Genomic DNA, 24,532 nt, shown 5'->3' on the forward strand with positions numbered 1-24,532 from the left:
GTCAAAATGATTTATTATTTGCTGAATTTGTTGATTAGTGTTCCTTTTGCCCTGAGCAGTTCATAATATCTTTCTGAAATCTCTGCACGGGCCACGGCAAGGTTTATTTTAGACTGCAATTGCTGTATATCGGCTTCTAAAAGGTCGTTGGTATCCTGAAGGCCATTATCATATTTGTCTTTTACGATCCTGTAATTTTCCATGGCCTGCTCTTCCGATTTTGTATAAACTGAAAGTTTCTCCATTGCCAGTTCATAATCTTTTTGAGCGTTTTTCACCTGAAGTTTCACCTGGTCCTTCATCATGTTCAGATGGTATTCCAGTTCCTGCGCACGGCTTTTGGCAACTTTAACCTCGCTCTTATTTTTGAAAATATCAGCCAGGTTATAAGAAACGCCAACTCCTATATTCATGGCGTTGGAAACGCTAAGGGCGTTTTCCAGGTCCAGCGCGATGTAACCGCCTACCAAACCAATGGAAGGATAGTAGTTGCCCTGCGCGATTTTTATATTATCCCTGGCCGCTTCTTTTTGAAATTCCAGGGCTTCCAGGTCACTCCTGCTCAATGCTTCTGAAGTTTGCTGAAGGGCGGCTGCGCCAACTTCCTCTTCATTAATCCCAATGTTGGTGTCTTCAGGAAGTTTTAGGTTAAGGGCCAGCCTGTAATTAAGGATTTCGGCATTCTTTCTGGCTTCCTGCAAACTAAGGCGCACGTTGGATTCCTGAAGTTGTGCCTTTAAAAGGTCATTTCTCGCCAATAGCCCGTTTTGTTCCATGGCGGTAAAGTCTTTTACCCGCTGTTGCGCGGTTTTAAGACTTTCTTCAATTAATTCCACGGTTTTCCTGGCCTTGTAAAGGTTAAGGTAATTCTGGATGGTTTGCAGCGCCAGTTGTTCCTTATCATTTTCAGCATTGGATTGCGCGGCATTTAGCTGATTTTTCCCCGCTTTAATAGAATTCTTCAATTTGAAGCCTGAAAAAACAGGTAAAGAAAGATTGGCCTGGCCTAACATTAACTGATTTATTTCCGGAGTGGTGGCTTCTGTAGGTTCACCTTCAGGAGTTTCAGGATCTTGTGAATTTCCGTTTCCTGTAGAAAGCTGAAGGTTTACATCGGCATTTGTAAGGTACATGTACTGGCCGGAAAGTTCAAAATCCGGATATTGGTTGTTTTTAATGCTTTGTAATTCATTGCTCGCGGTATTGATGTTTGCTTCTGCTGCTTTAGCCTCGTCGCTATTGCTAAGGGCGAGATTTACAGCTTCTTCCAGATCTAACTGTTTTTCCTGGGCTTTAATGCCTTCCGCAGCAAAAATAAAAAGGGCAGAAAGCAATAAGAGTTTACTCCTCATAAGTTAAAAGTGCTTTTATTGTTTTTTGGACATGTGGGGTTAAAATGTTGAAAATATAATCGTCTATAGATGCTTCTCCTTCCAGGTTATGCATATCCTGAAAGAACCTTTTGTTATAGTAAAAATTAAAATAGGTGCCGGTAATGGTAGAAAACATAAGCGGGATATTTATTTTTTTCGAAAACACCCCTGCTTCCTGGCCTTCTTTAATAAAAGCCTCGATAACTTTAAAATTTTCCTTCTTTTTTTCTACGTAATGGTTAAAATTCACATTCCGGCTAAGGTTGGAATACTCAAAATGCACGATTTTATACATGCGCCGGTTGCGGTGAATGCGTTTTATGAAAAGGCCTACAATGGTTTCGGCTTTTTCAATAAACCCTCTGTCTTCACTTAAAACAGAAGCGATCTGGATCTTAAAATCGGCCGTCCTGTACAGCAGCAGGGTACTTAGCAGCTTTTCCTTAGAGCCAAAGTAGTATGAGATCATGGCGAGGTTAACGCCTGCTTCCTTTGCAATAGCCCTCACGGAAGTTCCATCAAAACCGTTTTCAGCAAAAAGCTTTTCTGCCACCATCAGGATTTGAATTTGTTTCTCGTTTAACTCCATTTCATTTTTTAATTACGGTGCAAAGTTAAACGATTGTTTAAATTAAACGTTTGTTTAATAATATTTTTTTCTGATGTTCAATCAGCTTTTCTTGCTTATGATTTTTCTGTAAGACAGAGTTCAGTTGAAGAAAATTTTATTTGTAATTTGATGCCTAAAAGATGTTATGCTGTTGGACGTAAACCGGCCCGAACTTTTCTTCATTTCGATTTTGATTTTTTTTGTTGCTGTGCTTTCCAGGTATTTAATGGCCGCAGGCTTGTTCTACTACTATTACTACGTGAAGCATTCTGCTAAATATGACCGCCTGAGCAGCAGAAAGCTCAGGAAAGGCCAGTTGAAAAAGGAAATTTACTGGAGTGTATGGTCTTCGGCTATTTTTGCCTTTTCCGGGGCAATATTATACTGGCTTTGGCAAAATGGTTTTACTGCCATATATCTTGACATTTCTGCTTACGGTTTGTGGTACATGCCCGTTAGCCTTGCCATCATTCTTTTTCTTCATGAAACCTATTATTACTGGGTACATCGCTGGATGCACCATCCCAGGGTTTTCAGAAAAGTCCATAAAGTACATCACGACAGTTTTACGCCGACTCCGTGGACTTCTTTTTCTTTTCATCCCTGGGAATCGGTTTTGGAAGCCATAATCCTTCCGTTAATCCTTCTGTTTATTCCTGTAAATATTTATGTGCTGGGATTTTATCTTTTGCTCATGACGCTTAGCAGTGTAGTAAACCATTTAGATATTGAAATTTATCCGAAGCGCTTCCAGCAAAGCAAAATCGGCAAACAATTTATTGGCGCCACCCATCATCACTATCACCATACAGAATTTAAAACCAATTATGGCCTGTATTTTACATTTTGGGACAGGTGGATGAATACCGAAAGTGAAAAAATGTAAAGTCTGCTAAGGAATGAAAATCCTGAATAGAAAGCATTTTTCTTCCGCCGTTAAAATTTTTCAGTCCATATATGCTTAGTTAAACATTTGCTAAGCTCCAGACATATCTGCAGCTGCTCATCTTTTTCAGTTAAATTAAATGGAAATTCGGCTGGTTGTTTCCAGCTGAAATTAATGTAGCAAAGAAATTTTCATGGACAGTACACTAGGAATATTGAGGGAAGGCTATCCTTTTTTTCAGAAGAAGTTTGAGAAGCAAAATACCGATGTTCTAAAAACGAGGTTGCTTTTAAGAAAAACACTGGTGGTAAGGGGAGAGGAGGGAGCTGAAATTTTTTATGATCAGCAGAAATTCAAAAGAGAAGGCGCCACTCCTTCCCGCTTTAAAAAGACCCTTTTTGGGAAAAAAGGGGTGCAGGGTTTAGATGGCAAAGAGCATGTGGTGCGCAAAAAGCTGTTTATGCAATGCATGAGCAGGGATTCTATCAGCTCGCTTCAGCATCATTTTGAGGTACTGTGGAGGATGCAGATTCCTGAATGGCGTACTAAGGAAGAAATTGTGCTCTTTGATGAAGTCGAAAAAATCCTTACCCAGGCTGGCTGCCAATGGGTGGGGGTGCCTTTGCCGGAAAAGGATATCAGGTTACGTACAAATCAGCTTTCTGAATTAATTGATTCTTCGGGAGGAGTGGGTTTACGTCACTACAAAGGAAGACGTGCCCGGAAGAAAGCGGAGAAATGGATTGAAGCACTGGTAGATAAAATAAGAAAAGAGAATAAACAAAATCCGGAAGAAGCTTCTATTCTTGGCAAATTCAGCCTTCACAGGGATTTGAATGGGAAGCTACTGGACAAAAAGATTGTAGCGGTAGAAATTTTGAACCTGATACGTCCCATTGTGGCAATCGCGCGATATATTGTTTTTTCGGCTATGGCACTGCATGAGCACCCGCAATATTATAAAAGGCTGAGGGGAAAACATGAAAATCTCGACCTGTATTTTGTGCAGGAGGTAAGGAGGTTTTATCCTTTTTTTCCGTTTGTGGCTGCTATGGTAAAGGAGAAATTTTCATGGAATGGCGTTAGCTTTAAAAAGGGAAGAAGGGTGCTGCTGGATTTGTATGCCACCAACCACGATGAGAGAAACTGGACCAATGCCGGTATTTTTTATCCTGAACGTTTTGCAGACTGGGATGGAAGCGCTTTTAATTTTATTCCGCAGGGCGGGGGAGATCATAACCATAATCACCGTTGCGCGGGGGAATGGATAACAATTAATATAACCCGCGCTGCGATAAATCTTTTGGTGAAAGAGATGGATTATGAAGTGCCAAAACAGGATTTACAAATTAAGATGTCCCGTATTCCTGCCATTCCCGGGAGCAGGTTTCGTATGAACATTCAATAGAAAGGGAGTAAATTATTAACCCATCCTCATTTATTCATTCTCCCTTTTTGGTGGTTCTATGAATCATAAATTCCGTCTATTTTTCATAGAGATTAGTTATTACAATCAAATATTATAATAACTTATGTTTATCAATTATTTAACAGCCACTACCTGTTTTCTTTATTAATTTCGATTTCAGAAGAACGAAAAGAAGTCATCACGCTTATCTTTTTCGGGTACATTCTTCGAACACTATAGTGCTTTTAAAAAAAAGAAGAAAATCAACTACTCCCCGTGTATTTTCTTCCTGTACCAGGAATAAATTATAAACCAACTTAAATATTGAAAGATGATCAATACAAAAATTCATGGTATTCTGGACTACATGATGGGGGTATTACTAATTATATCTCCATGGATCTTTAATTTACCAGAGGGGGCTGCTACCATTTTACCAATCGTCCTGGGAGCAGGGACAATATTATACAGTCTCCTTACGGTGTACGAACTTGGAGCCTATGGCCTAATCCCAATGCCTGTTCATCTTACTATAGATATACTGGCGGGGGTACTTTTAATTGCAGCTCCCTGGATTTTTGGTTTTTCTGACAGGGTTTATCTGCCATTCGTAATTCTTGGGGCAATTGAAGTTTTAGCGGGCTTAATGACGGCTAAAAAACCGCTTACCCCAGAGTTGGAAAAGCGATAAATGCTTTGCCAGATCTGTACCAGAAGATTTTCTTTAGGAGAAAGGGAATGAGGTGCAGCGAAAAATACTACAAGCTTTTTTATTTATTAACCACTAAAATCAATTAAATTATGTTTTATCACGACGGAAAATTACAGTACGACGTAAAAGTCGACAAACCGAATCCGCAATTTGCCAGAATGCTACAGCAGGCAATTGGCGGAATTGAAGGAGAGATAAGGGTTTGCCTCCAATATCTCTTCCAGGCCTGGGGAGCAAGAGGCCCTGTAAAATATAAAGATATGCTTCTTGAGACCGGTACAGAAGAAATTGCCCACATAGAAATGCTGGCTACCGCGGTAGCTTTAAACCTGGAAGGGGCAGACAACGATCTTAAAGATGAAGTTGCCAAAGATCCTTTTATGGAGCAAATAATGGGTGGTGCAGATCCACGCCATATTCTTTCTACCGGGATGGCTGCAATGGCTACAGATAGTAATGGCGTTCCTTTTAATGGTTCCTGGGTAGTTGGAACTGGTAATATTGCCGCCGATATGCATGCGAATGTAATGGCAGAATCCAGCGGGAGACTCCTGGCTACAAGGCTGTGGAAATCTACCGACGACAAAGGAATGAAAGATATGCTGTCTTTTCTTATCGCAAGGGATACCATGCACCAAAACCAATGGTTAGCCGTTCTTGAAGAACTTGGAGGGCCGGAAAATGTTCATCCTATTCCAAATAGTTTCCCGCAAGAGAAGGAAAATCCGAATTTCAACTATAATTTCCTTTCTACCCACATTAGTGGAGATTCCAATGCCCACGGCAGGTGGAGTGAAGGAAAATCTATAGATGGCAAGGGAGAATTCACTTTTGAAAAAGCAGCACCTCAGGGCCGCAAGCCTGATTTAGGAGGGGCAAATCCTGCAGGGTTTGCGCAAAAGGAGCAAATGAAAGAAAATGAATCTTTTATTAAATCTGCTTTTAAAAAGTAAACAGGCAAAACTTTAATGTCATAAACACTAAAAAGCCCGGCACCAGCCGGGCTTTGGTTTTCCAAATAAAACGTTTATCTGTTATTCTTCATGAGTTTCATAAAATTGCTTTTGCATTTTTGACTGAAGGCTCTTCGGGATAGCCCTTCTTATAAAGGTCATTACCTTGTTGGGAGCGCCGGGAATATAGATCCTTTCTCCGTTCATCAGGGCTTTGTAAGCTCCCTTGGCTACTTCTTCAGGGGTTTGCATTAATTTATCCTTATGTGCCACCACTTCAGTATTTTCCATGTCTGCACGGGAAAAGAAATTTGTATCTGTAGGGCCGGGACAAAGGCAGGTAATGCTCACGTCGCTTCCCATATCTTCCAGTTCTGTTGCCAGAGCTTCAGAGAAGGAAACCACATAAGCTTTTGTGGCATGGTAAACGGCTACTAAAGGCCCGGGTTGGAAACCTGCTACAGAACCTAACTGCAGAATTTTTCCCTCGTTTCTTTGTACCATTTCTTTCATATAAAGCTTTGTAAGCTGGGTGAGGGCAAGTATGTTCAAATGGATAATTTCCTGGTCTTTTTCAAAAGGAATATCCACAAAATTTCCACGCTGGCCTACCCCGGCATCGTTAACAAGAATATTTACGGTCCTGTCTACCTTTTGTGCTTCATTAAATACTTCCTGCCCTGCGCCGTCGTGGGCAAGGTCCTTTACAATAGTGAAAACTTCCACTCCATGCTGATTCTGGATTTCGGAAGTAATGTTTTCAAGTTCTTTCTCATTCCTGGCTACCGCAATAATATCGTAGCCATTTTTACCAAATTCATGGGCAAGAGCTTTTCCTATGCCACTGGTAGCTCCGGTAAGGAGTACTGTTTTTTTACTTTCATTTGCCATTTTTTAATTTTTACGGTTAATAAACAAGTCCTAATAAGATAAACAACTTATGGATGTGGCCCTTTTAAAACTTTCATAAAAGAACGGAGAAAGAAAAGTGGTGTAAGGGATAAAAAGCCAATATTATTAAAGGAAAGAAGATAGTGAGCTTCAGTAAAGCTTTATACCTGAAAATGGAATTTTCCCGGGCTTGGGAGTATTAAAAGCCTTATGTTTAATTTTCTGCTGTAAAAAGATCAGCGGTTCAGGAACTCCAGAATCTCGGTTTCAAAATTGGGGCTTTGAAATTTAGCATCACCATCTACAATTATTCCTGAAGGATCTATAAAGAAAATCTTATAAATATATTTTCTGAATACTTCCTTATCTATATTGCGGCTGGTAATTTGGTACTCGAATTTTTTATTATAATTATTAGCTGCTACGGTGCTCAGCCATTCTTCGGTTTCCCCTTCGTCTATATTTATGCCGAGAAAATCTATGCCGGGATATTTTTTCCGGAGTTCCCGTACGTGTTTATGTTGCCACACATGATGGCTGGGCGAATGTATAGACCACACAAAGGCGATTGTTGGCTTTTCAAGGATTCCACGGTAATCAATCACTTCTTTAGAAGTGTTCAATAGTTTATTATTATTAACAGAAGTTCCTACGAAATAATTTCTATGAATGGCTGCTAAATCCTGTGCCTGCTCCATGTTCTCATAATTAACCTCTTTCAATACCTCCAGAATGGAATCTACCCTTCCCTCTGTATCTGCCATGGTGATTCCACGGGTGGCAAGACGGTCCAGGAATTCATTTTTCATATTACTCAGGGAGGTAAGGGAATCTATGAGAATAATACGGCGCTTTATATTATGGTAGCTGGCCAGGTCGTAACAATCTTGTGAAGGCTTAGCGATGGTGTCGCAGCCTTCTATAGATTTTGAACGTAAATAATCGTCTATTAAATTGGTATAAACATAGTAACTCTGTAGCTCTTTGTTGCTAAAATCGATTTTTTTTCGGTAGTCGTAAAAGTCCTCTGGAACTTCAGAAGTAAGGCCGTGATAATATTTTTCGATTAAAAAGGTGTAGCGTTCTCTTAAATCGTAATATTCATAATCAATTACCGTACGGGCAATGTTTTTGAAATCTGACGAAAACTCCTCTCTTTTTTCCAGTTTTTCTAGTTTTTGAAGCCTTTCCTTCCTGATGGAATCTGTGATTTTCGCGAATCTTTCAGGTTTAATTTTATAATAAGAAAGAATAAGGTCGTTGTCCCTCTGATTGTTCAGGAACATATCCAGGAGAAAATTGCTTTTTTCACCACCTCTTCCGCTAAAGTTTAAAGAACGGTCAAATTGAAGGGTGTTCAGCCAGATAAGCAGGCTATCCCCGGGTTCTACGTATAAAATCTGATTTTCAGGGGGGTGTTTTAAAGTGTAGATTCCGGCTTCCAGATCTTCCAGATGTTTCCCAAACTGGTTTTCTTCATTAAGCGGAAGGGTATCCAGGTCATTACTATTTTGGGTCAAAATCACATAGTCCACATTCGGATTTACGATTTGCCCCCCTATATAAGTAGTTTTATTGGATGAAGTTGACCTGTTACAGGCAGTACCCAGTAAAATTACTGAGAGAATTGAGATTAGATAGTGTCTCATCTAAGGAGAAGACTTGGATTTTCGGTATTAAAGGTTTATCAAATATATAAGCTGCAGGGGGCGGGTAGTGTTAATCGGGCGTTAAAAGGAATTTTCAAAACGTTAATTGTTAGAAAAGACTGCATATTTAGCTATTTTTGCAAAAATTTAGATCTAAAATTTAGCTTATGCTCTCAGTTTCAAATCTTTCAGTCCAGTTTGGGAAACGTGTTCTTTTTGATGAAGTGAACACCACCTTTACCCAGGGGAACTGCTACGGAATAATTGGTGCCAATGGTGCCGGAAAATCGACTTTTCTCAAGATCCTGGCAGGCAAATCAGATCCCACTTCCGGCCACGTTCACCTGGAACCGGGAAAAAGGATGTCTGTCCTGGAACAAAACCACAATCTGTATGATGAATATCCTGTTCTTGAAACGGTGATTAGAGGGAATAAGCCACTTTTTAAGATCAAGATGGAGATGGAAGAAATTTATGCCAAAGAGGATTTCAGTGAGGCTGATGGCGAAAAAGTAGGGCTTCTGCAGGCAGAATTTGAAGAAATGGACGGCTGGAATGCCGAGAGTAGTGCCGCTTCCCTGCTTTCCAGTCTTGGCATAAAAGAAGATTTACATTATATGTTAATGCAGGACCTGGACGGGCAGCAAAAAGTGAGAGTGCTTTTGGCGCAGGCGCTTTTTGGAAATCCTGATGTGCTTATTATGGATGAGCCTACCAACGACCTGGATTATGAAGCGATCACCTGGCTGGAAAATTTCCTTGCGAATTACGATAACACGGTAATCGTGGTTTCTCACGACCGTCACTTCCTGGATTCCGTTTGTACCCATATTTCGGATATTGACTTTGGGAAAATAAACCACTTCAGCGGGAATTATACTTTCTGGTACGAATCTTCACAACTTGCCGCGAGGCAACGGGCGCAGCAGAACAAAAAAGCTGAAGAGAAGAAGAAAGAGCTGCAGGAGTTTATCCAACGTTTCAGCGCGAACGTTGCAAAATCCAAGCAGGCGACTTCCCGTAAAAAGATGATCGAGAAGTTAAACATTGAAGAAATAAAGCCTTCCAGCAGAAGGTATCCTGCCATTATTTTTGAACGTGAGCGTGAAGCGGGAGACCAGATCCTTAATATTGAAGGTTTGGAAGCATCTATTGAAGGGGAGACACTATTTAAAAATGTAAATGTAAACCTGGCCAAGGGCGATAAGGTTGTGGTTTTCTCAAGGGATTCCAGGGCTACGACAACTTTTTACGAAATTATTAATGGCAGGCAGGAAGCAGTTGCCGGAAAATATTCCTGGGGAGTAACCACCACGCAATCTTATCTTCCTGTGGACAATGCCGAATATTTTGATAACGACCTTACACTTGTAGACTGGTTGCGCCAATGGGCAAAAACCGAAGAAGAAAGGGAAGAGGTATATATTCGCGGGTTCCTTGGGAAAATGTTATTCAGTGGGGAAGAAGCTTTAAAAACCTGTCGTGTTCTTTCGGGAGGGGAAAAAGTAAGGTGCATGTTAAGCCGAATGATGATGTTAAGGGCAAACGTGTTGATGCTGGATGAACCTACAAACCACCTGGACCTGGAATCTATCACGGCCTTCAACAATTCGCTGAAGAATTTTAAGGGAACTGTTTTGTTCACTACTCATGACCATGAATTTGCCCAAACCGTGGCCAACAGAGTAATAGAATTAACTCCTAATGGCGCCATAGATCGTTATCTTTCTTTTGATGAATATATGAGTGACAAAAAAATAAAAGAGCAGCGTGAGAAAATGTACGGAGTAGAAGTATAAAGTATTTTAACTGATAAAATTGAAAAAGCCTGGATCAACTTTGATTCAGGCTTTTTACTTTGGCTAATTCAAATAAATTAAACTGATAAATTTATAAATCCTTTGCTCTCTGATTAACAGGTATTTAAATAATGCTTTGAGCCATAATTTTTACCTTTTTAACTCTTTTTCTTTTTTTCTTGAGTTTTCGGAGGAAACTCAAAATCGTTAAAACATTCCGCCGCCTCCGGCTTCATTATCATCGCGGTTTTTACGCTTAAGGGCCTTGTTTTTTCCTCCTCCAAAGCGATAGGAAAATCCAAGGTAAACGGTTTGAGTTTCACCTTTAAACCTGCCGCGCTGAGGGAAAGGCCTTCCGTCTACAAAACGGTACTCCTGGGTGTTGAAGATGTCATTAAAGTTCAGGCTAATTGTGGCCTTGTCTTCAAGAAAAGAATAGCGCCCGCCAAGGTTCATAAAGTAAATGGGCTTCATCCTCATTTGCAGGCCTTCATCCCAGCCGCGGTAAAATCCGAATAACTGGAAAGTAAGGTCATCTGTGGCTTTAAAAGAATGGCTTGTTCTAAAATTAAAGGTGGTATTATTGGTCTCCAGGTATTCGGTGCCTACCACCCCTTTCAGCTCCTGGCTGTAGGCTTCAAAACTGGTGTTTGTGCTCCACCAGTCGGTGAATTTATAGTTTGCCGAAAGTTCAAGTCCGTAGGAATTGTTATCTTCAAAATTATCATAGCCTAGCAGTAATGATCCAGATTCTTCCTGGTCTTCCACGATCACCTGGTTAATTTCGTCATTTATATTTCTGAAGAAAACACCACCGGTAATACTGCCTTTATTTATAAAATTACGGGTGTAATTAAATTCTACGGAATTGGTAAACTGCGGTTTTAATTCCGGATTTCCGGTAACGGTAAGCCTTGGGCTGCTAACTTCCCTGATGGGATTTACCTGTCCAAAACCGGGACGGTCTACCCGCCTGCTGTAGCTTAATTGATAAGTATTTTTTTCATCTGGCGTATGGCTTAAAAATCCCGAAGGGTAAATGGTTAAATAATTGTCTTCAAATACTTTCTCGCCGTTATAGATCGCATCCACCTGGAAATTTTCAAGGCGAGCCCCTACCTGGTAAGACCATTTTTCAAAATTCTGGCCATAGGTGGTATAAAAGGAATAAATATCCCGGTTGTACTGATAATCGGAATCCTGAAAACTGGCATTCGTGGTATTATAATGATTATCGGTATCCAGAAGACGGGCTTCAAGGCCCATTTCCAGCTTTGTTTTTTCGCTTAGCGGATTCACATAATCTACATTGGTGATAATGTTCTCCCTTCTTTCATACACAAGGTCTTCGTATGGAGCCAGCCCATCTGTGGCGCCTTCAAAATTGAAAAAGGAGTTTTCTTCTTCATCAAAATTGTTGTAGTTCACTTCAGCCTGTATGGTATGTCCTTCCTTTTCTAATTTGCGGTCGTACACAAAATTGTAAGTGGAATTGATATTATCGAAATTCATATCCAGGAACTGGGTAAGGTTTTGGGCAGGATTGTTTTCATAAATCACCCTTAGTGCCCCTTCCGGCCCCCCGTTATAATAATTCTGATTGGTGTAGAAGGAAAAGGTGTTTTTATCGTTCAAATAAAAATCCACTCCAACTTTATACAAATACGATTCGCGTTTATTATCAATATCAAAGGCCTGCAGCAGGTCCTGTTCCGGCAGCCAGATACGGCCCTGATTAAACCTGGGGCCAAGATCGGTTCCAAAATTTCCGTAGAAATTAAGTTTGCCTTTCCTGTAATTCATGTCCAGGGAACCGTTAAACCTGGCGTGTTCTCCAACGGTAAGCCCGGTGTTCAGGTTGCCGTTAAAACCATCGTTGGCGTTTTTGTGAAGCACAATATTAATGATCCCGCTCATGCCTTCGGGGTTATATTTAGCAGAAGGGTTGGTAATTAACTCGATGCTTTTAATAGAAGTGGAAGGAATTTGCTTCAGGAGCTGGGCGGGGTCCATATTGGTGGGTTTGCCGTCTATCAAAACCCTTACGTTGGAATTGCCGCGCAGTGCGATATTCCCGTCCTGATCTACATTAACTGAAGGGATATTGTTCATTATTTCTGAAGCGCTCGCGCCGGTTATGGTTAAATCCTTACCCACGTTAATCACTTTTCTGTCTACCCGCTGTTCTATAGTAGTACGTTCAGCAACTACCATAACATCGTTTAACTGCGCCACTTCAGGCTGAAGGGCGATAGTCCCAAGATCCAAGCTTCGGTTTTCAGAAGAGATACTCAGCTCTTTCGTAAAAGTTTTGTAGCCAATAAACTGGACTTTCAGCTCGTAATTACCGTCCTCTACTTTATTAATACTGAAGCTGCCATCGTCTCCGGTGGTTATTCCCGTGACCAGTTTTCCTTCTTCATCATTAATTATTATAGTGGCGTAGGGAATAGGTTCCTGTAGTTCAGCATCTATAACAGAGCCGGAGATTTTTCCAAAGGGTTCATTGAAGGCGTGGGTGAGACTAGCGGCAAATAGCGTGATGATAAAAAATAACTGTTTCATTTTCTGATTGATTTTGATGGTTATTTGTTTAAAAAGATACTTTGTAATGCATAATAGATTAATGTGATGATACGCAAAAAAGAACCTTGTCTACTATAAAGACGAGCCAAAAAACAAATTGTTACAGCATTTTTACAAAAAAGGCCCGCATTTCTAAAAAAGAAAGCAGGCCTAACAGGCTTATCCGGCTTTAACACTAACCATCACAAGAGTTTAACCGGAAAGCCTGCAGAACCGGTTCTATTATAAAGACTTTATAATTTGAAACTTGTTACACTAATGGAGAAACTCTAAATTAGTGTTATGAAGAAGAAAACTTTAGTAATAGGAGCCTCAACCAATCCTGCAAGATATTCGTTTATGGCCATAAACCGTCTGGTTTCCAGAGGACAACCAACAGTAGCGATAGGTTTGAGAGAAGGTGAAGTGGCCGGCGTAAATATCGTTAAGGAGATGCGGCCTTTTGAAGGGATAGATACCATAACCCTGTACATTAATCCCAGGAGGCAGCCGGAGTATTATGATTATATCTTATCTCTAAACCCAAACAGGGTGATTTTTAATCCCGGTACCGAAAATCCTGAGCTTTATAAATTGTTACAACAGGAACATATAGAAGTAGAGGTAGCCTGTACCTTAATTATGCTGAGTACGAACCAGTACTAAGCCCAGGAAGGTAAGCAGCCCGTTAAGGATAAGGATAAAAAATCCAAATTCAAACCCGAACCATGCCAGACTGTTCACACTAATTATATAGGACAGCAAAGGTGAGAGTAAGGCAATGGCCGGTACAAACCTGTCTTTAACCTGCCAGTTGGTAAAAAGGCCAAAGGAATAAAGTCCCAGCAAGGGGCCGTAGGTATATCCTGCAAATTCAAATAATTTATTGATCACGCTTTTATCGGCGATGGCATATTTAAAAATCAGCATAACCAGGATGAGCAGCAGGGAAATCCCAATATGAATTGCCTTCCTTATTTTCACCTGTTTTTCTTCAGAATATTTCTTTTCAATATCCAGGATATCAATGCTGAAGGAAGTGGTGAGAGCGGTTAAAGCACTGTCTGCACTGGAATAAGCCGCGGCAATGAGCCCCAAAATAAAGAAAATTGCCACACCCATCCCTAATTCGCCGCTGGTGGCGATCGCCGGGAAAAGGTCGTCCCGGGTTTCGGTGATGCCATTTAAATCGGCATAATTGGTAAGCAATACTCCCAGGGCAAGAAAGAAGAAATTCACAATGGTAAGCACCAGGGTAAACCAGAACATGTTCTTTTGGGCGTCCTTCAGCGTCCTGCAGGTAAGGTTTTTCTGCATCATATCCTGGTCCAGCCCCGTCATTACAATTGCGATAAAAGCACCCGATATAAATTGTTTAAAGAAATAGTCCCTGCTCTTCCAGTCTTCAAAATAAAACATTTTGGACATATCGCTTTCAGAAAGATAGTTCATAATGTTTCCTGCGGAAAAGCCCAGATCTTCAGAAATAAAGATAATGGTTATTCCCAGTGCCAGGAGCATGAACAAAGTTTGCAGGGTATCTGTCCAAACGATAGTATTAATCCCGCTTTTAAAAGTGTACAGCCAGATTAGCAGGATAGTGATGGAAACCGTTGCGTAAAACGGTACGCCCATAGCATCGAAAACTACCAGTTGCAATACATTTGCCACAAGAAAAAGGCGGAAACTGGAGCCCACTACCCTTGAAAGCAGGAAAAATGAAGCTCCTGTTTTATAGGAATATTTCCCAAACCTGCTCTCCAGGTAACTGTATATTGAAGTGAGGTTAAGCCGGTAATAAAGCGGGAGCAGCACCAGGCCAATTACGGCATATCCCAGAGTGTACCCCAGTACCACCTGGAAATAACTAAACCCCTGAGTTTCTACCGTACCCGGAATGGATATAAAGGTGACCCCGCTAAGGGAGGCGCCAATCATCCCGAAAGCCACAAGGTACCACGGGGCCTGCCTGTTGGCTTTAAAAAATTCTGCGTTGCTGCCACCTCGGCTGGTTAAATATGAAATTAGGATAAGTACGCCAAAATATCCGGCTATAAGGAGCAAAATCTGGTACGGCTGCATGAAAATATGAATTATGCGTGCGAAATTACAAATTTGGTGCGGGTTAAGGAAAGTAAAAAAGTAAAAGAGAAAAGGAGTGGGGAGTGGAGAGTGGAAAATTTGATGCACAATTGGCAATTAACAATGGAGAATGAACAATAGAGAGAAAAATTATATGTAAGGTATTATTTGATCCGTTGGAGAAAACAAGTGAAGAAGTAAAGGAGTTAAGGAGGAAAAAAGTGAAAAGTGGAAAAATTGGATGGATATTGGAGAGGAGTTATATCTGCGGTAGTCTGCGTGATCCGCGGGAGAAAACAAGTGAAGAAGTAGGAGTTAAAGAGAAAAAAAGTGAAAAGTGGAAAAATTGGGTGGATAATGGAGAGCGAAATTTATCTGCGGTGTTCTGCGTAATCCGCGGGAGAAAAACTGGAGAATCGAAGGTGTGAGATGTTTCTAACTCTACTTGTAAGGGTTAAGAAAATCGATGAAAATTGATTAAATTCGCGCATGGATTTTTCTTCAAAATTACTGGAACAGGCGGTAGATGAAATGTCTCAGCTTCCCGGCATTGGAAAAAGAACAGCCCTGCGGCTGGTGCTTCATCTTTTAAAACAGCCTGAAGCACAAACCGAACAACTTGCAGCTGCCCTCACAAAACTACGAACAGAAATCAAGCTGTGCAGCAACTGTTTCAACATAAGCGATACCGAGCTCTGTGAAATTTGTTCAAATCCAAACCGGATTAGCGAAATAGTGTGCGTGGTAGAAGATATTCGCGATGTGATGGCGATTGAAAATACGGGGCAATACCGCGGGCATTACCATGTTTTGGGAGGGAAAATTAGCCCTATGGACGGGATTGGCCCTTCCCAGCTTAGCATTAAACCCCTGGTGGAGAAAGTTAAAGCTGGCAAAGTGGAGGAAATAATCTTTGCGCTTAGCAGCACGCTGGAAGGTGATACCACTAATTTTTACATTTTTAAGCAACTGGAAGGAACGGGAATAAAAACATCTACAATTGCCCGCGGAATTTCAGTAGGGGATGAGCTGGAGTATGCAGATGAAGTTACGTTGGGCAGGAGTATTACCAACCGTGTACCTTTTGAAAATTCAATGAAAAATTAGCTTCACCTGGAAAAATCAATAAGGTTCTTCATGCTGCGAGAACTTAAAAACATGTTATTCTTTTTAAATTCAGCAGTTGAAATTGTAATTTTACCCGAATTCAGGAAGGGGATTTTGAAAATAAAAAATTCAGTAAAAACCATTTTTATTGATTTTTTTAATACTACCAGTCCCTTAAATTGAGTAAATTCGCAAACGATTTAATCAAAAACATCTTTCAATTATAAATATGGCAAAATTCGAACTGAAACTACCTAAAATGGGAGAAAGTGTTGCTGAAGCAACTATCACAAGCTGGTTAAAAGAAGTGGGAGATACCATAGAAGCAGATGAGCCGGTGCTTGAAATTGCCACAGACAAAGTTGACAGTGAAGTGCCAAGTGAAGTTGATGGTAAACTTGTGGAAAAACTTTTTGAAGCAGATGATGTGGTACAGGTGGGGCAGACTATTGCGATAATTGAAACTGAAGCAGAAATAGATAGTGACGATTCTTTTGATCTGGAAGAAGATACAGAGGAGGAAGAGGATCTTGTAGATGAATTGGAAGCGAGGGTCGAAAATGCACAGCAAGCAGCGTCGGGAGAGGATTTTTCAGATTCTTCCCGTTTTTATTCTCCGCTGGTAAAAAATATTGCAAAAGAAGAGAATATTAGCCTGGAGGAATTAGAAAAAATAGACGGCACCGGGAAGGATGGCCGGGTTACCAAGCACGATATTCTGGCTTACGTGGAGAATGGCAGGCAGCGACCTTCAACGAATTCTGCTGCAGAAAAGCCGCAACAGGCCTCTAAAGGCAAAAAGATCGAAACATCCCGTTTAGAACCGGCGGTTGCGCAACAAGACACTCCTGTTAGGTCTGGAGAAGATGAAATTATTGAAATGAGCCGTATGGGGAAAATGATAGCCCATCATATGGTAGAAAGTGTACAGAAATCGGCACATGTACAGTCTTTTATAGAAGTAGACATTACCAACATCTGGAATTGGAGGAATAAACATAAAGCTGATTTCCTGAAAAGAGAAGGTGAGAAATTAACCTTTACTCCAATTTTTATGGAAGCTGTGGCCAAAGCGATCAGGGATTTCCCTATGATCAATATTTCTGTAGATGGAGATAAAGTCATTAAAAAGAAAAATATAAACCTGGGGATGGCTGCGGCCCTTCCTGATGGGAACCTTATTGTTCCGGTCATCAGAAATGCAGACAGGTTGAATATTGTTGGTATGGCTAAGGCTGTAAACGATCTTGCCGCACGAGCCCGCCAGAATAAACTTAAGCCAGATGAAATCCAGGGAGGTACTTATACCGTTACCAACGTAGGTACTTTTGGCAGCGTAATGGGAACTCCTATTATTAATCAGCCGCAGGTGGGAATCCTTGCGCTGGGTGCTATTAGAAAAGTCCCCGCAGTTATAGAAACTCCTGATGGAGATTTTATAGGAATCCGTCACAAAATGTTCCTTTCCCATAGTTATGACCATCGCGTGGTAAACGGGGCTTTAGGCGGCCAGTTTGTACAGCGCGTGGCACAATATCTTGAAGGTTTCGATAAAGACCGGGAAATTTAAAAAATACTTTTAAAGTTATCTAAAGCCGCAGAAATTCTCTGCGGCTTTTTTGATTTTGTCAATTTTCCAACAATAAAACTGCCAGGATTCTTAAAAAATGATAAACTTTTATTTTTGGTGTTAAAATTCTGTTTTTAAGTGGGTTATGGTGCGAAGCAATTTGTAACTTAAAGTGAAGATTCAACTTTTAAGCAACGTGTTTAGAAAGAAATCAAAATAGTTAACTCAAAAAAATAAAATATGAAAACTCCTTATTTAAAATCTGTTTTAGTAGCCTTTTTAACCGTAGTAGGTGCATCTATATATGGATGCGGGGGAGCTTCCAGTAATTCAGAAAACTCCAATAATACTTATGACCAAAGTAATAGTGCAGGCAGTACGATTGATGGAAATACTATGACGGGAAATGAAACTGATCAAAACAACATGACTACAAGTAATGCAGAGCTTCCTTACCCAAGTTCAGATATGGATTATGATAATATGTTTGGGGGCGTAGATACCAAAGATTATGACATATTGGATTTGATAGGAAGGGATAAGAACCTCTCTACCTTTGCAGCACTTGCAAAAATGGCCAATACAGGCACCAAACTTAATTATACCGGGCCAGTTACTGTATTTGCCCCTACAAATGAAGCTTTTGAGGATATGCCGCTGGAGAAATTCAATATGCTTAAAGATCCTAATAATAAAGCACAATTGTCAAGATTTATTCAGAGGCACATTTTACCGGGAAAAGTTTCTGCTATAGATTTTAACAGCTCCCAGGCTATAGAAACTTCTTCAGAAGAAGAAATTACCATCGATACCGAAATGAGCGGAAACGTGATTTATGTGGGTGGGGCAGAAGTGGTAAAATCTGACATTGATGCTAAAAACGGGATTATTCATATTGTAAGTTCCGTAGTGGAACCCACACGGGATGTTTTTACCGATTAATACAGGTATAACCAACCAAAATTAAACCGGGGAAGCCGTGGAGAAATCCATGGCTTTCTTCATTTTTACGGGAATTTATGAATTAGGCTTCCGCTAAAATCTTTCGGGCGGTCATTTTATATTATCTTTGAAAAAAATATTTTCATGGAATTAAAACTTACCAAACCTATCTGTTTTTTTGATTTAGAGACCACAGGAACAAACCTCGTGAAAGACAGGATTGTGGAAATTGCGGTTTTAAAAGTACATCCTAACGGAAACAAAGAAAGCAGGAGCTGGCTGGTAAATCCGGAAATGAACATACCAGATGAGGTGGTTGCCATTCATGGCATTTCTAATGAAAAAATAGCTAATGAACCAACTTTTAAGGAGCTGGCGCCACAGGTATATGAAATGATTAAAGGCTGCGATCTTGGTGGCTACAATTCTAACCGTTTTGATATTCCTATGCTGGCTGAAGAAATGCTTCGCGCCGGTGTGGATTTTGAAATGAAAAACATGTACGCTGTAGACGTGCAGACGATTTTTCACAAAAAAGAACAGCGCACCCTTTCTGCAGCATACCAGTTTTACTGCGGAAAAAATCTCGAAGATGCCCATACCGCTGAAGCCGATACCAATGCCACCTATGAGGTGCTGAAATCCCAACTGGACAAATATGATGATCTTACCAACGATATAAAATGGCTTTCCGGCTTTACTGCCAGAAGAAGGTTTGCCGATTTTGCCGGTTTTATTTGCTACGACAAAAAAGGCCAGGAAATATTTTCTTTTGGGAAATACAAAGGTAAACTTGTAGAAAAGGTGCTGGAGGAAGAGCCGGGTTATTTCGGCTGGATACAGAATGCGGAATTCCCTTTGTACACCAAAAAAGTACTTACCGCCATTAAATTAAGAAAGCTCAACAACAAGCTTTCCTGAGCAAAATGAAACAGCTTTTTTCCGCATTGTTTTTGCTGTGTTTTTATCTCACTACTGCACAGGAAAAACATGTTGTGGGTCAGGTGGTAAATGCTGAAACTCTAGAGCCTTTGCCGTATGTTAACATCGTTCTTGAGGAAAAACATCGCGGCACATCAACTGACGGGCAGGGGAGATTTTCCTTTTTGCTAAAAAATGCGGCTGCATCAACTGTGCTTAAATTTAGTTATGTAGGCTTCAAAACCAAAAGAATAAACCTTGCGGCACTTGAAGGGAAGGTTGTAAGGATGCAGCCGGAGGTAAGCAATCTGTCTGAAGTACGGCTGTATAACATCACCCGGGAACATTCTGAAAAAATAAACGATTTCAGGGGGAAAGACCCGATAGGTCTGGGCAATTTTAGCGGCGGGCAATTTCCCAGTATTGTCGCGAGATATTATGAGAGACCGGAAAATTTTGAAGGAGGTTGTTTCCTGGAACAGGTGGAGGTGCGCTTTTTCTCTACCGGTCTAAATTCCGGCAGGAGATCAAAATTCAGGTTGAGGATAATGGCGGTGGGAGAAGATGGACTGCCCGGGGAAGATCTATTGAGATCAGATTTGATAGTAGAGAGAGACCCTAATCGCTTTAAAGTGAAAATGCCGCTTCTTAAATATCGGATTTTTATTCCGGAAGAAGGTTTTTTTGTAGCAGTAGAACATCTGTTTATTGAAGAAAACAAATATGTTGAAGAAAAAGATTATCGCGTATACCGCTCCAAAGATACGCTGCTGTACAAAGATGTTAAAATTGTAAAATATTTACCTGTCTTTAAAGGAACTTTGGAGAAGGGATCTGGTAATTTTAAATCCTATTTTAAAGATACCAATGGTTGGAAAAAAATGAATATTTTAGATAATTCCAATCCGGCGTTAAAAGGGGAAGTTCCCGCGCCCGCCTTTAAAATAACCTTAACCGATTAATTGCTGAAGCATGAAGATTATCTGCATTGGAAGAAATTATACCGAACATATTTCAGAATTAAAAAATGAAAGGCCGGAAGAGCCGGTAATATTTCAAAAGCCTGATACCGCAATTTTGCTTAAAAAACAGCCCTTTTTTATTCCTGATTTTTCTAATGATGTTCATTATGAAGTGGAGGTACTGGTAAAAATCAAAAAGGTTGGAAAGCATATTCAGCAAAAGTTCGCCCATAAATATTACGATCAGGTAGGACTGGGAATAGACTTCACCGCCAGGGACCTTCAGCAGAAATTAAAGGAAAAAGGCCTGCCATGGGAAAAGGCAAAAGCTTTTGACGGTGCGGCTGTAATAGGAGAAAAATGGCTTAATAAAAATGAGATAAAAGACATAAATAATCTTAACTTTAGTCTTTTGAAGAACGATAAGGCCGTTCAAAACGGCAATACTTCCCTTATGTTATGGAAGATTGACGAGTTGATCTCTTACATTTCGACCTTTTTTACTCTTAAAATAGGGGATGTGATCTTTACAGGTACTCCTTCCGGGGTGGGAAAAGTGGAAATAAATGACAGATTAACAGGTTTTATCGGGCAGGAAAAAATTTTTTCAATCCAAATCAAATAACCTATGAACAACTATAACCTGGACGAAGTTAAAGAAATGGCAGGCGGGGATGAAGATTTTATGATGGTGGTGGTGCAAACTTTTTTAGAAGAAATCCCCCCAGACGTGGAGGCAATGAATGAGGCTATAGAAAATGATAATGCCGGGCTTGCATATCAGTTCGCGCATAAAATGAAACCTAACCTGCAGCTTTTCGGGCTTAATCTAATGGAACAGATAAAGGTTATTGAGGCATGGTCCAAGCAGGGGAAATTAAAGGACCAGGTGCCGGAAGCAGCCGCCAAAATAACCAAGAAAGTAAATGTGGCAAGTATTGCCCTAAAGCGTGATTTTAATTTATAATGACTGCTGAAATTATTACGATTGGGGATGAGATTCTGATAGGGCAGATCGTAGATACCAATTCCGCACATATTGCACAGGAACTTAACCAGATTGGGATTGCTGTGCACCAGATTATTTCTATTGAAGATGAAAAAGAGCATATTCTTCAAACTCTTAAGGATACGGGAAGCCGCGCCAATGTGGTTATTATTACCGGTGGACTGGGACCAACAAAGGATGACGTGACCAAATATTCCTTGTGTGAATTTTTTGAAGATACGCTTCAGCTTGATGAAAAGGTCCTGGAACATATTGAGGAGCTGTTCAAGAAAATAGAAAATGCCGTAATGTCTGACCTTAATAGGGAGCAGGCAATGGTGCCTTCCAAGGCTACAGTGCTTTTTAACAAATTTGGCACTGCTCCCGGTTTGTGGTTAAAGAAAGACAATACAGTTTATATTGCGGTTCCCGGGGTTCCATTTGAAATGAAGAAACTAATGGAGACGGAGATCGTCCCCCGCTTAAAAAAAGAATTTAAGCGGCCGTTTATTTATCATAAAACCATTCGCACTTATGGAATGGGGGAAAGTGCTATTGCTGAAAGAATTGAAGACTGGGAAAGCAACCTGCCGGAATTTATTAAACTGGCCTATCTTCCCGATCTGGGAAATGTAAGGCTTCGGCTTTCCGGAAAAGGGGAGAAGGAGGATGAGCTTAAACTTGCCATAGAAAAGGAATTTGAAAAACTTTACCCCTTAATAGAAGATATTGTTGCCGATTCTGTTGCTGCCGATGATGATATAGCGGTAACCATCAGTAAACTGCTAACTTCCCGCGGGCAGTTCCTTTCGGCTGCCGAAAGTTGTACAGGAGGTGAACTTGCGGCTGAATTCACCCTAAACCCCGGAGCATCAAGCTGCTTTAAAGGCGGGATTGTTTCCTACGCCACCCAGGCTAAAGAAGAAGTTTTAAAAATCCCTTCAGCATTAATAGAGAAGCATAGCGTGGTAAGTGCAGAGGTGGCCGAAAAAATGGCTGAGAGAGCCAGGGAAATGTTTAAATCAGATTATGGAATAGGCACAACAGGTAATGCTGGCCCAACCAAAGGAGACAGCGATGCCGATGTGGGGACTGTTTACATCGCGGTAGCCACTCCTGAAAAGGTTTTTTCCAGGCGTTTTGTTTTTGGAAACAGCAGGGAGCAGGTGGTAAAAAAGACTGTAAATAAAGCTTTTGAAATGATTTTGAGGGAATTAACCAGAGTTTAAAGCTGTAAAAGCCTGGAACTTGTTGTTTTTACTGGAAAGATATACAGTAAGCTGTAGCTTTAAATAATTTTATTTTCAGTTGGTGGATTGAGAAAAAAATCGTTAATTTGCAGCCTGTTTTAAATAACGAGTTTAAAGAATAGAGCAATGTCAAGAGTTTGTGAACTTACGGGTAAAAAAGCGATGGTCGGGAATAACGTTTCTCACGCAATGAATAAGACCAAGCGTAAATTTAATGCCAATTTGGTTAAAAAACGTTTTTTTATTCCTGAAGAGGATAGATGGGTAACTTTAAGGGTATCTACCTCAGCGCTTAAAAATATCAATAAGAAAGGCATCTCTGCTGTAATTAAAGAGGCGAGAGAAAAAGGATTCATGAAGAAATAAGTCCTAAGTAAAAAAACAGAACGAAATGGCAAAGAAAGGCAACAGAGTACAGGTTATATTAGAATGTACAGAGCATAAGGCAACAGGAAAACCTGGAACCTCAAGATATATCACAACCAAGAACAAAAAGAACACTCCGGACAGGTTGGAGCTGAAGAAATTCAACCCAATCCTTAAGAAGATGACTGTTCATAAAGAAATAAAATAATTGAGTCATGGCAAAGAAATCAGTAGCAGCATTACAGACAGGGTCTAAAAGATTGACCAAAGCGATAAAAATGGTGAAATCTCCAAAGACAGGTGCCTATACGTTTGTTGAAGCGATTATGGCTCCCGAGGATGTAAACGATTTTTTAAAGAAAAATTAATCGGCGACTTCCCGATAAATGATATTAAAAGCCGTCCTGTGTAATCTGGACGGCTTTTTGTTTTTGTGTATATTTACACTTCAAATTCTGGATGTATGGTTCCGGAATTTTGCGATTTTTAAACCTACCAAAGATGAGTTTATTTAAAAAGATCTTTTCGAAAGAAAAAAAGGAAACCCTGGATAAGGGCCTGGAAAAATCCAAGAGCAGCTTTTTTTCCAAAATGAGTAAGGCGGTTGCCGGAAAATCCAGGGTTGATGATGAGGTGCTGGACGACCTGGAGGATGTATTGGTAAGCAGTGATGTAGGTGTTGCCACTACCATTAAGATAATAAACCGGATTGAAGACCGGGTGGCCCGTGATAAATATATGGGCACAGATGAATTAAATAAAATTTTAAGGGAAGAAATTGCTGGTCTGCTTTCAGAAACCAACAGCGGGGAAGCTGCAGAAATCCAGATTCCCAATACTGCCACGCCTCATGTGATAATGGTTGTAGGAGTGAATGGTGTGGGAAAAACCACCACTATAGGGAAACTAGCCCATCAATTTAAGAATTCAGGAAAAAATGTGATTCTTGGGGCTGCCGATACGTTTAGGGCCGCGGCTATAGACCAGTTGCAAATCTGGGCGGAAAGAACAGATGTTCCCATTGTAAAACAAAGTATGGGCAGCGATCCCGCTTCTGTGGCTTTTGATACCGTCCAGAGCGCGGTTAAACAAAAAGCTGACGTGGTGCTTATAGATACCGCCGGAAGATTGCACAATAAAATTAACCTAATGAAGGAGCTTACAAAGGTAAAACGGGTGATGCAAAAAGTTATTCCAGATGCCCCACATGAGGTTTTACTGGTACTGGATGGATCTACCGGCCAGAATGCGTTTGAACAGGCAAAACAATTTACCGCGGCCACCGAGGTAACTTCCCTGGCTGTAACCAAACTCGATGGAACTGCCAAAGGCGGGGTGGTAATTGGAATTAGCGACCAGTTCCAGATCCCGGTAAAATACATTGGAGTAGGCGAGGGCGTGGAAGATTTGCAGGTTTTCAATAAGTATGAATTCGTAGACTCTTTCTTTAAGTAGGAACAACTTCCTAAAATTCCGCAATATCAAACATCAATATTTA

Annotated in this window: 25 protein-coding genes; 19 read left to right on the forward strand and 6 right to left on the reverse strand. The window is 40.6% G+C overall.

Annotated features, from left to right (window positions below; translation table 11 throughout):
* Nucleotides 1-14: 14 nt before the first annotated feature.
* Nucleotides 15-1,352 carry a TolC family protein gene (locus tag RM553_RS11690; RefSeq protein ID WP_311535115.1) on the reverse strand — a complete coding sequence of 446 codons (1,338 nt, stop codon included), beginning with the start codon at nucleotides 1,350-1,352 and terminating at the stop codon, nucleotides 15-17.
* The gene (locus RM553_RS11695; protein ID WP_311535116.1) at nucleotides 1,342-1,962 is read right to left on the reverse strand and encodes a TetR/AcrR family transcriptional regulator; all 621 of its coding nucleotides are present in this window, start codon (nucleotides 1,960-1,962) and stop codon (nucleotides 1,342-1,344) included. Before RM553_RS11695 ends, RM553_RS11690 begins: the two co-directional genes overlap by 11 nt.
* Nucleotides 1,963-2,128: 166 nt before the next feature.
* Here RM553_RS11695 and RM553_RS11700 point away from each other — a divergent pair, with 166 nt between their 5' ends.
* The 4 genes from RM553_RS11700 (at nucleotide 2,129) to RM553_RS11715 (ending at nucleotide 5,942) form a co-directional block, all read left to right on the forward strand.
* The gene (locus RM553_RS11700) at nucleotides 2,129-2,869 is read left to right on the forward strand and encodes a sterol desaturase family protein (protein WP_311535117.1); all 741 of its coding nucleotides are present in this window, start codon (nucleotides 2,129-2,131) and stop codon (nucleotides 2,867-2,869) included.
* A gap of 193 nt (nucleotides 2,870-3,062) precedes the next feature.
* The gene (locus RM553_RS11705; RefSeq protein WP_311535118.1) at nucleotides 3,063-4,277 is read left to right on the forward strand and encodes a cytochrome P450; all 1,215 of its coding nucleotides are present in this window, start codon (nucleotides 3,063-3,065) and stop codon (nucleotides 4,275-4,277) included.
* Nucleotides 4,278-4,608: 331 nt separating this feature from the next.
* A complete protein-coding gene (locus tag RM553_RS11710; protein WP_311535119.1) occupies nucleotides 4,609-4,968 on the forward strand; it encodes an SPW repeat domain-containing protein in 360 nt (119 codons plus the stop codon).
* A gap of 110 nt (nucleotides 4,969-5,078) precedes the next feature.
* Nucleotides 5,079-5,942 (forward strand): manganese catalase family protein, encoded by an 864-nt coding sequence (locus RM553_RS11715; protein ID WP_311535120.1) that lies wholly within the window; start codon nucleotides 5,079-5,081, stop codon nucleotides 5,940-5,942.
* Nucleotides 5,943-6,023: 81 nt separating this feature from the next.
* Here the strand turns inward: RM553_RS11715 and RM553_RS11720 are convergent, their stop codons facing one another.
* Together RM553_RS11720 and RM553_RS11725 are read right to left on the reverse strand one after the other, a co-directional pair.
* The gene (locus RM553_RS11720; protein WP_311535121.1) at nucleotides 6,024-6,833 is read right to left on the reverse strand and encodes an SDR family NAD(P)-dependent oxidoreductase; all 810 of its coding nucleotides are present in this window, start codon (nucleotides 6,831-6,833) and stop codon (nucleotides 6,024-6,026) included.
* 236 nt (nucleotides 6,834-7,069) lie between these two features.
* Nucleotides 7,070-8,482 carry a TlpA family protein disulfide reductase gene (locus RM553_RS11725; protein WP_311535122.1) on the reverse strand — a complete coding sequence of 471 codons (1,413 nt, stop codon included), beginning with the start codon at nucleotides 8,480-8,482 and terminating at the stop codon, nucleotides 7,070-7,072.
* Nucleotides 8,483-8,649: 167 nt separating this feature from the next.
* On the opposite strand from RM553_RS11725, the gene RM553_RS11730 reads away from it, so the two are divergent.
* Nucleotides 8,650-10,281 carry an ABC-F family ATP-binding cassette domain-containing protein gene (locus RM553_RS11730; RefSeq protein WP_311535123.1) on the forward strand — a complete coding sequence of 544 codons (1,632 nt, stop codon included), beginning with the start codon at nucleotides 8,650-8,652 and terminating at the stop codon, nucleotides 10,279-10,281.
* A gap of 207 nt (nucleotides 10,282-10,488) precedes the next feature.
* Here RM553_RS11730 and RM553_RS11735 read toward each other — a convergent pair whose 3' ends face one another.
* Nucleotides 10,489-12,846, reverse strand: a complete 2,358-nt coding sequence (locus tag RM553_RS11735) for a TonB-dependent receptor (protein WP_311535124.1) — start codon at nucleotides 12,844-12,846, stop codon at nucleotides 10,489-10,491.
* Between the two features lie 303 nt (nucleotides 12,847-13,149).
* On the opposite strand from RM553_RS11735, the gene RM553_RS11740 reads away from it, so the two are divergent.
* Nucleotides 13,150-13,512 carry a CoA-binding protein gene (locus tag RM553_RS11740; protein WP_311535125.1) on the forward strand — a complete coding sequence of 121 codons (363 nt, stop codon included), beginning with the start codon at nucleotides 13,150-13,152 and terminating at the stop codon, nucleotides 13,510-13,512.
* Here RM553_RS11740 and RM553_RS11745 read toward each other — a convergent pair.
* Nucleotides 13,483-14,928, reverse strand: coding sequence for a sodium:solute symporter (locus RM553_RS11745; RefSeq protein WP_311535126.1), 1,446 nt, complete (start codon nucleotides 14,926-14,928; stop codon nucleotides 13,483-13,485). The genes RM553_RS11740 and RM553_RS11745 overlap by 30 nt on opposite strands.
* Nucleotides 14,929-15,104: 176 nt before the next feature.
* Between RM553_RS11745 and RM553_RS11750 the strand changes: the two genes are divergently transcribed.
* From RM553_RS11750 to ftsY, 13 genes are all read left to right on the forward strand, one after another.
* Nucleotides 15,105-15,356: a hypothetical protein gene (locus tag RM553_RS11750; RefSeq protein ID WP_311535127.1), complete on the forward strand. Its 252-nt coding sequence runs from the start codon at nucleotides 15,105-15,107 to the stop codon at nucleotides 15,354-15,356.
* Between the two features lie 61 nt (nucleotides 15,357-15,417).
* Nucleotides 15,418-16,035 (forward strand): recombination mediator RecR, encoded by a 618-nt coding sequence (gene recR, locus RM553_RS11755; protein ID WP_311535128.1) that lies wholly within the window; start codon nucleotides 15,418-15,420, stop codon nucleotides 16,033-16,035.
* A 229-nt stretch (nucleotides 16,036-16,264) separates the two neighbouring features.
* On the forward strand, nucleotides 16,265-17,605 hold the full coding sequence (locus RM553_RS11760) for a dihydrolipoamide acetyltransferase family protein (RefSeq protein WP_311535129.1): 1,341 nt from the start codon (nucleotides 16,265-16,267) through the stop codon (nucleotides 17,603-17,605).
* Nucleotides 17,606-17,845: 240 nt separating this feature from the next.
* On the forward strand, nucleotides 17,846-18,547 hold the full coding sequence (locus RM553_RS11765) for a fasciclin domain-containing protein (protein WP_311535130.1): 702 nt from the start codon (nucleotides 17,846-17,848) through the stop codon (nucleotides 18,545-18,547).
* A 144-nt stretch (nucleotides 18,548-18,691) separates the two neighbouring features.
* Nucleotides 18,692-19,468: an exonuclease domain-containing protein gene (locus RM553_RS11770; protein WP_311535131.1), complete on the forward strand. Its 777-nt coding sequence runs from the start codon at nucleotides 18,692-18,694 to the stop codon at nucleotides 19,466-19,468.
* A gap of 5 nt (nucleotides 19,469-19,473) precedes the next feature.
* On the forward strand, nucleotides 19,474-20,430 hold the full coding sequence (locus tag RM553_RS11775) for a carboxypeptidase-like regulatory domain-containing protein (RefSeq protein ID WP_311535132.1): 957 nt from the start codon (nucleotides 19,474-19,476) through the stop codon (nucleotides 20,428-20,430).
* A gap of 10 nt (nucleotides 20,431-20,440) precedes the next feature.
* A complete protein-coding gene (locus tag RM553_RS11780) occupies nucleotides 20,441-21,055 on the forward strand; it encodes a fumarylacetoacetate hydrolase family protein (RefSeq protein WP_311535133.1) in 615 nt (204 codons plus the stop codon).
* Between the two features lie 3 nt (nucleotides 21,056-21,058).
* The gene (locus RM553_RS11785) at nucleotides 21,059-21,397 is read left to right on the forward strand and encodes an Hpt domain-containing protein (RefSeq protein ID WP_311535134.1); all 339 of its coding nucleotides are present in this window, start codon (nucleotides 21,059-21,061) and stop codon (nucleotides 21,395-21,397) included.
* A complete protein-coding gene (locus RM553_RS11790; protein WP_311535135.1) occupies nucleotides 21,397-22,647 on the forward strand; it encodes a competence/damage-inducible protein A in 1,251 nt (416 codons plus the stop codon). The genes RM553_RS11785 and RM553_RS11790 overlap by 1 nt, the downstream gene beginning before the upstream one ends.
* Nucleotides 22,648-22,794: 147 nt before the next feature.
* Nucleotides 22,795-23,034 (forward strand): 50S ribosomal protein L28, encoded by a 240-nt coding sequence (gene rpmB / locus RM553_RS11795; protein WP_311502418.1) that lies wholly within the window; start codon nucleotides 22,795-22,797, stop codon nucleotides 23,032-23,034.
* A gap of 25 nt (nucleotides 23,035-23,059) precedes the next feature.
* The gene (gene rpmG, locus RM553_RS11800; RefSeq protein ID WP_311535136.1) at nucleotides 23,060-23,242 is read left to right on the forward strand and encodes a 50S ribosomal protein L33; all 183 of its coding nucleotides are present in this window, start codon (nucleotides 23,060-23,062) and stop codon (nucleotides 23,240-23,242) included.
* 7 nt (nucleotides 23,243-23,249) lie between these two features.
* Entirely contained in the window at nucleotides 23,250-23,402 is a 153-nt protein-coding gene (locus tag RM553_RS11805; RefSeq protein ID WP_311535137.1) for a DUF4295 domain-containing protein, read from the forward strand.
* A gap of 133 nt (nucleotides 23,403-23,535) precedes the next feature.
* Nucleotides 23,536-24,489, forward strand: coding sequence for a signal recognition particle-docking protein FtsY (gene ftsY / locus RM553_RS11810; RefSeq protein WP_311535138.1), 954 nt, complete (start codon nucleotides 23,536-23,538; stop codon nucleotides 24,487-24,489).
* Nucleotides 24,490-24,532: the final 43 nt, after the last annotated feature.

The organism is Autumnicola tepida (assembly GCF_031846485.1).
Taxonomy (GTDB): Bacteria; Bacteroidota; Bacteroidia; order Flavobacteriales; family Flavobacteriaceae; genus Autumnicola; species Autumnicola tepida.

Excerpts from the sequence above, each read along its gene's own strand:
- RM553_RS11690 (WP_311535115.1), bottom strand. The coding sequence starts at position 1,352 with ATGAGGAGTAAACTCTTATTGCTTTCTGCCCTTTTTATTTTTGCTGCG.
- RM553_RS11695 (WP_311535116.1), bottom strand. The coding sequence starts at position 1,962 with ATGGAGTTAAACGAGAAACAAATTCAAATCCTGATGGTGGCAGAAAAG.
- RM553_RS11780 (WP_311535133.1), top strand. The coding sequence starts at position 20,441 with ATGAAGATTATCTGCATTGGAAGAAATTATACCGAACATATTTCAGAA.
- RM553_RS11710 (WP_311535119.1), top strand. The coding sequence starts at position 4,609 with ATGATCAATACAAAAATTCATGGTATTCTGGACTACATGATGGGGGTA.
- RM553_RS11705 (WP_311535118.1), top strand. The coding sequence starts at position 3,063 with ATGGACAGTACACTAGGAATATTGAGGGAAGGCTATCCTTTTTTTCAG.
- recR (WP_311535128.1), top strand. The coding sequence starts at position 15,418 with ATGGATTTTTCTTCAAAATTACTGGAACAGGCGGTAGATGAAATGTCT.
- RM553_RS11740 (WP_311535125.1), top strand. The coding sequence starts at position 13,150 with ATGAAGAAGAAAACTTTAGTAATAGGAGCCTCAACCAATCCTGCAAGA.
- rpmB (WP_311502418.1), top strand. The coding sequence starts at position 22,795 with ATGTCAAGAGTTTGTGAACTTACGGGTAAAAAAGCGATGGTCGGGAAT.
- RM553_RS11715 (WP_311535120.1), top strand. The coding sequence starts at position 5,079 with ATGTTTTATCACGACGGAAAATTACAGTACGACGTAAAAGTCGACAAA.
- RM553_RS11730 (WP_311535123.1), top strand. The coding sequence starts at position 8,650 with ATGCTCTCAGTTTCAAATCTTTCAGTCCAGTTTGGGAAACGTGTTCTT.
- RM553_RS11770 (WP_311535131.1), top strand. The coding sequence starts at position 18,692 with ATGGAATTAAAACTTACCAAACCTATCTGTTTTTTTGATTTAGAGACC.
- RM553_RS11720 (WP_311535121.1), bottom strand. The coding sequence starts at position 6,833 with ATGGCAAATGAAAGTAAAAAAACAGTACTCCTTACCGGAGCTACCAGT.
- ftsY (WP_311535138.1), top strand. The coding sequence starts at position 23,536 with ATGAGTTTATTTAAAAAGATCTTTTCGAAAGAAAAAAAGGAAACCCTG.
- rpmG (WP_311535136.1), top strand. The coding sequence starts at position 23,060 with ATGGCAAAGAAAGGCAACAGAGTACAGGTTATATTAGAATGTACAGAG.
- RM553_RS11775 (WP_311535132.1), top strand. The coding sequence starts at position 19,474 with ATGAAACAGCTTTTTTCCGCATTGTTTTTGCTGTGTTTTTATCTCACT.
- RM553_RS11700 (WP_311535117.1), top strand. The coding sequence starts at position 2,129 with ATGCTGTTGGACGTAAACCGGCCCGAACTTTTCTTCATTTCGATTTTG.
- RM553_RS11735 (WP_311535124.1), bottom strand. The coding sequence starts at position 12,846 with ATGAAACAGTTATTTTTTATCATCACGCTATTTGCCGCTAGTCTCACC.
- RM553_RS11745 (WP_311535126.1), bottom strand. The coding sequence starts at position 14,928 with ATGCAGCCGTACCAGATTTTGCTCCTTATAGCCGGATATTTTGGCGTA.
- RM553_RS11785 (WP_311535134.1), top strand. The coding sequence starts at position 21,059 with ATGAACAACTATAACCTGGACGAAGTTAAAGAAATGGCAGGCGGGGAT.
- RM553_RS11790 (WP_311535135.1), top strand. The coding sequence starts at position 21,397 with ATGACTGCTGAAATTATTACGATTGGGGATGAGATTCTGATAGGGCAG.
- RM553_RS11765 (WP_311535130.1), top strand. The coding sequence starts at position 17,846 with ATGAAAACTCCTTATTTAAAATCTGTTTTAGTAGCCTTTTTAACCGTA.
- RM553_RS11805 (WP_311535137.1), top strand. The coding sequence starts at position 23,250 with ATGGCAAAGAAATCAGTAGCAGCATTACAGACAGGGTCTAAAAGATTG.
- RM553_RS11725 (WP_311535122.1), bottom strand. The coding sequence starts at position 8,482 with ATGAGACACTATCTAATCTCAATTCTCTCAGTAATTTTACTGGGTACT.
- RM553_RS11760 (WP_311535129.1), top strand. The coding sequence starts at position 16,265 with ATGGCAAAATTCGAACTGAAACTACCTAAAATGGGAGAAAGTGTTGCT.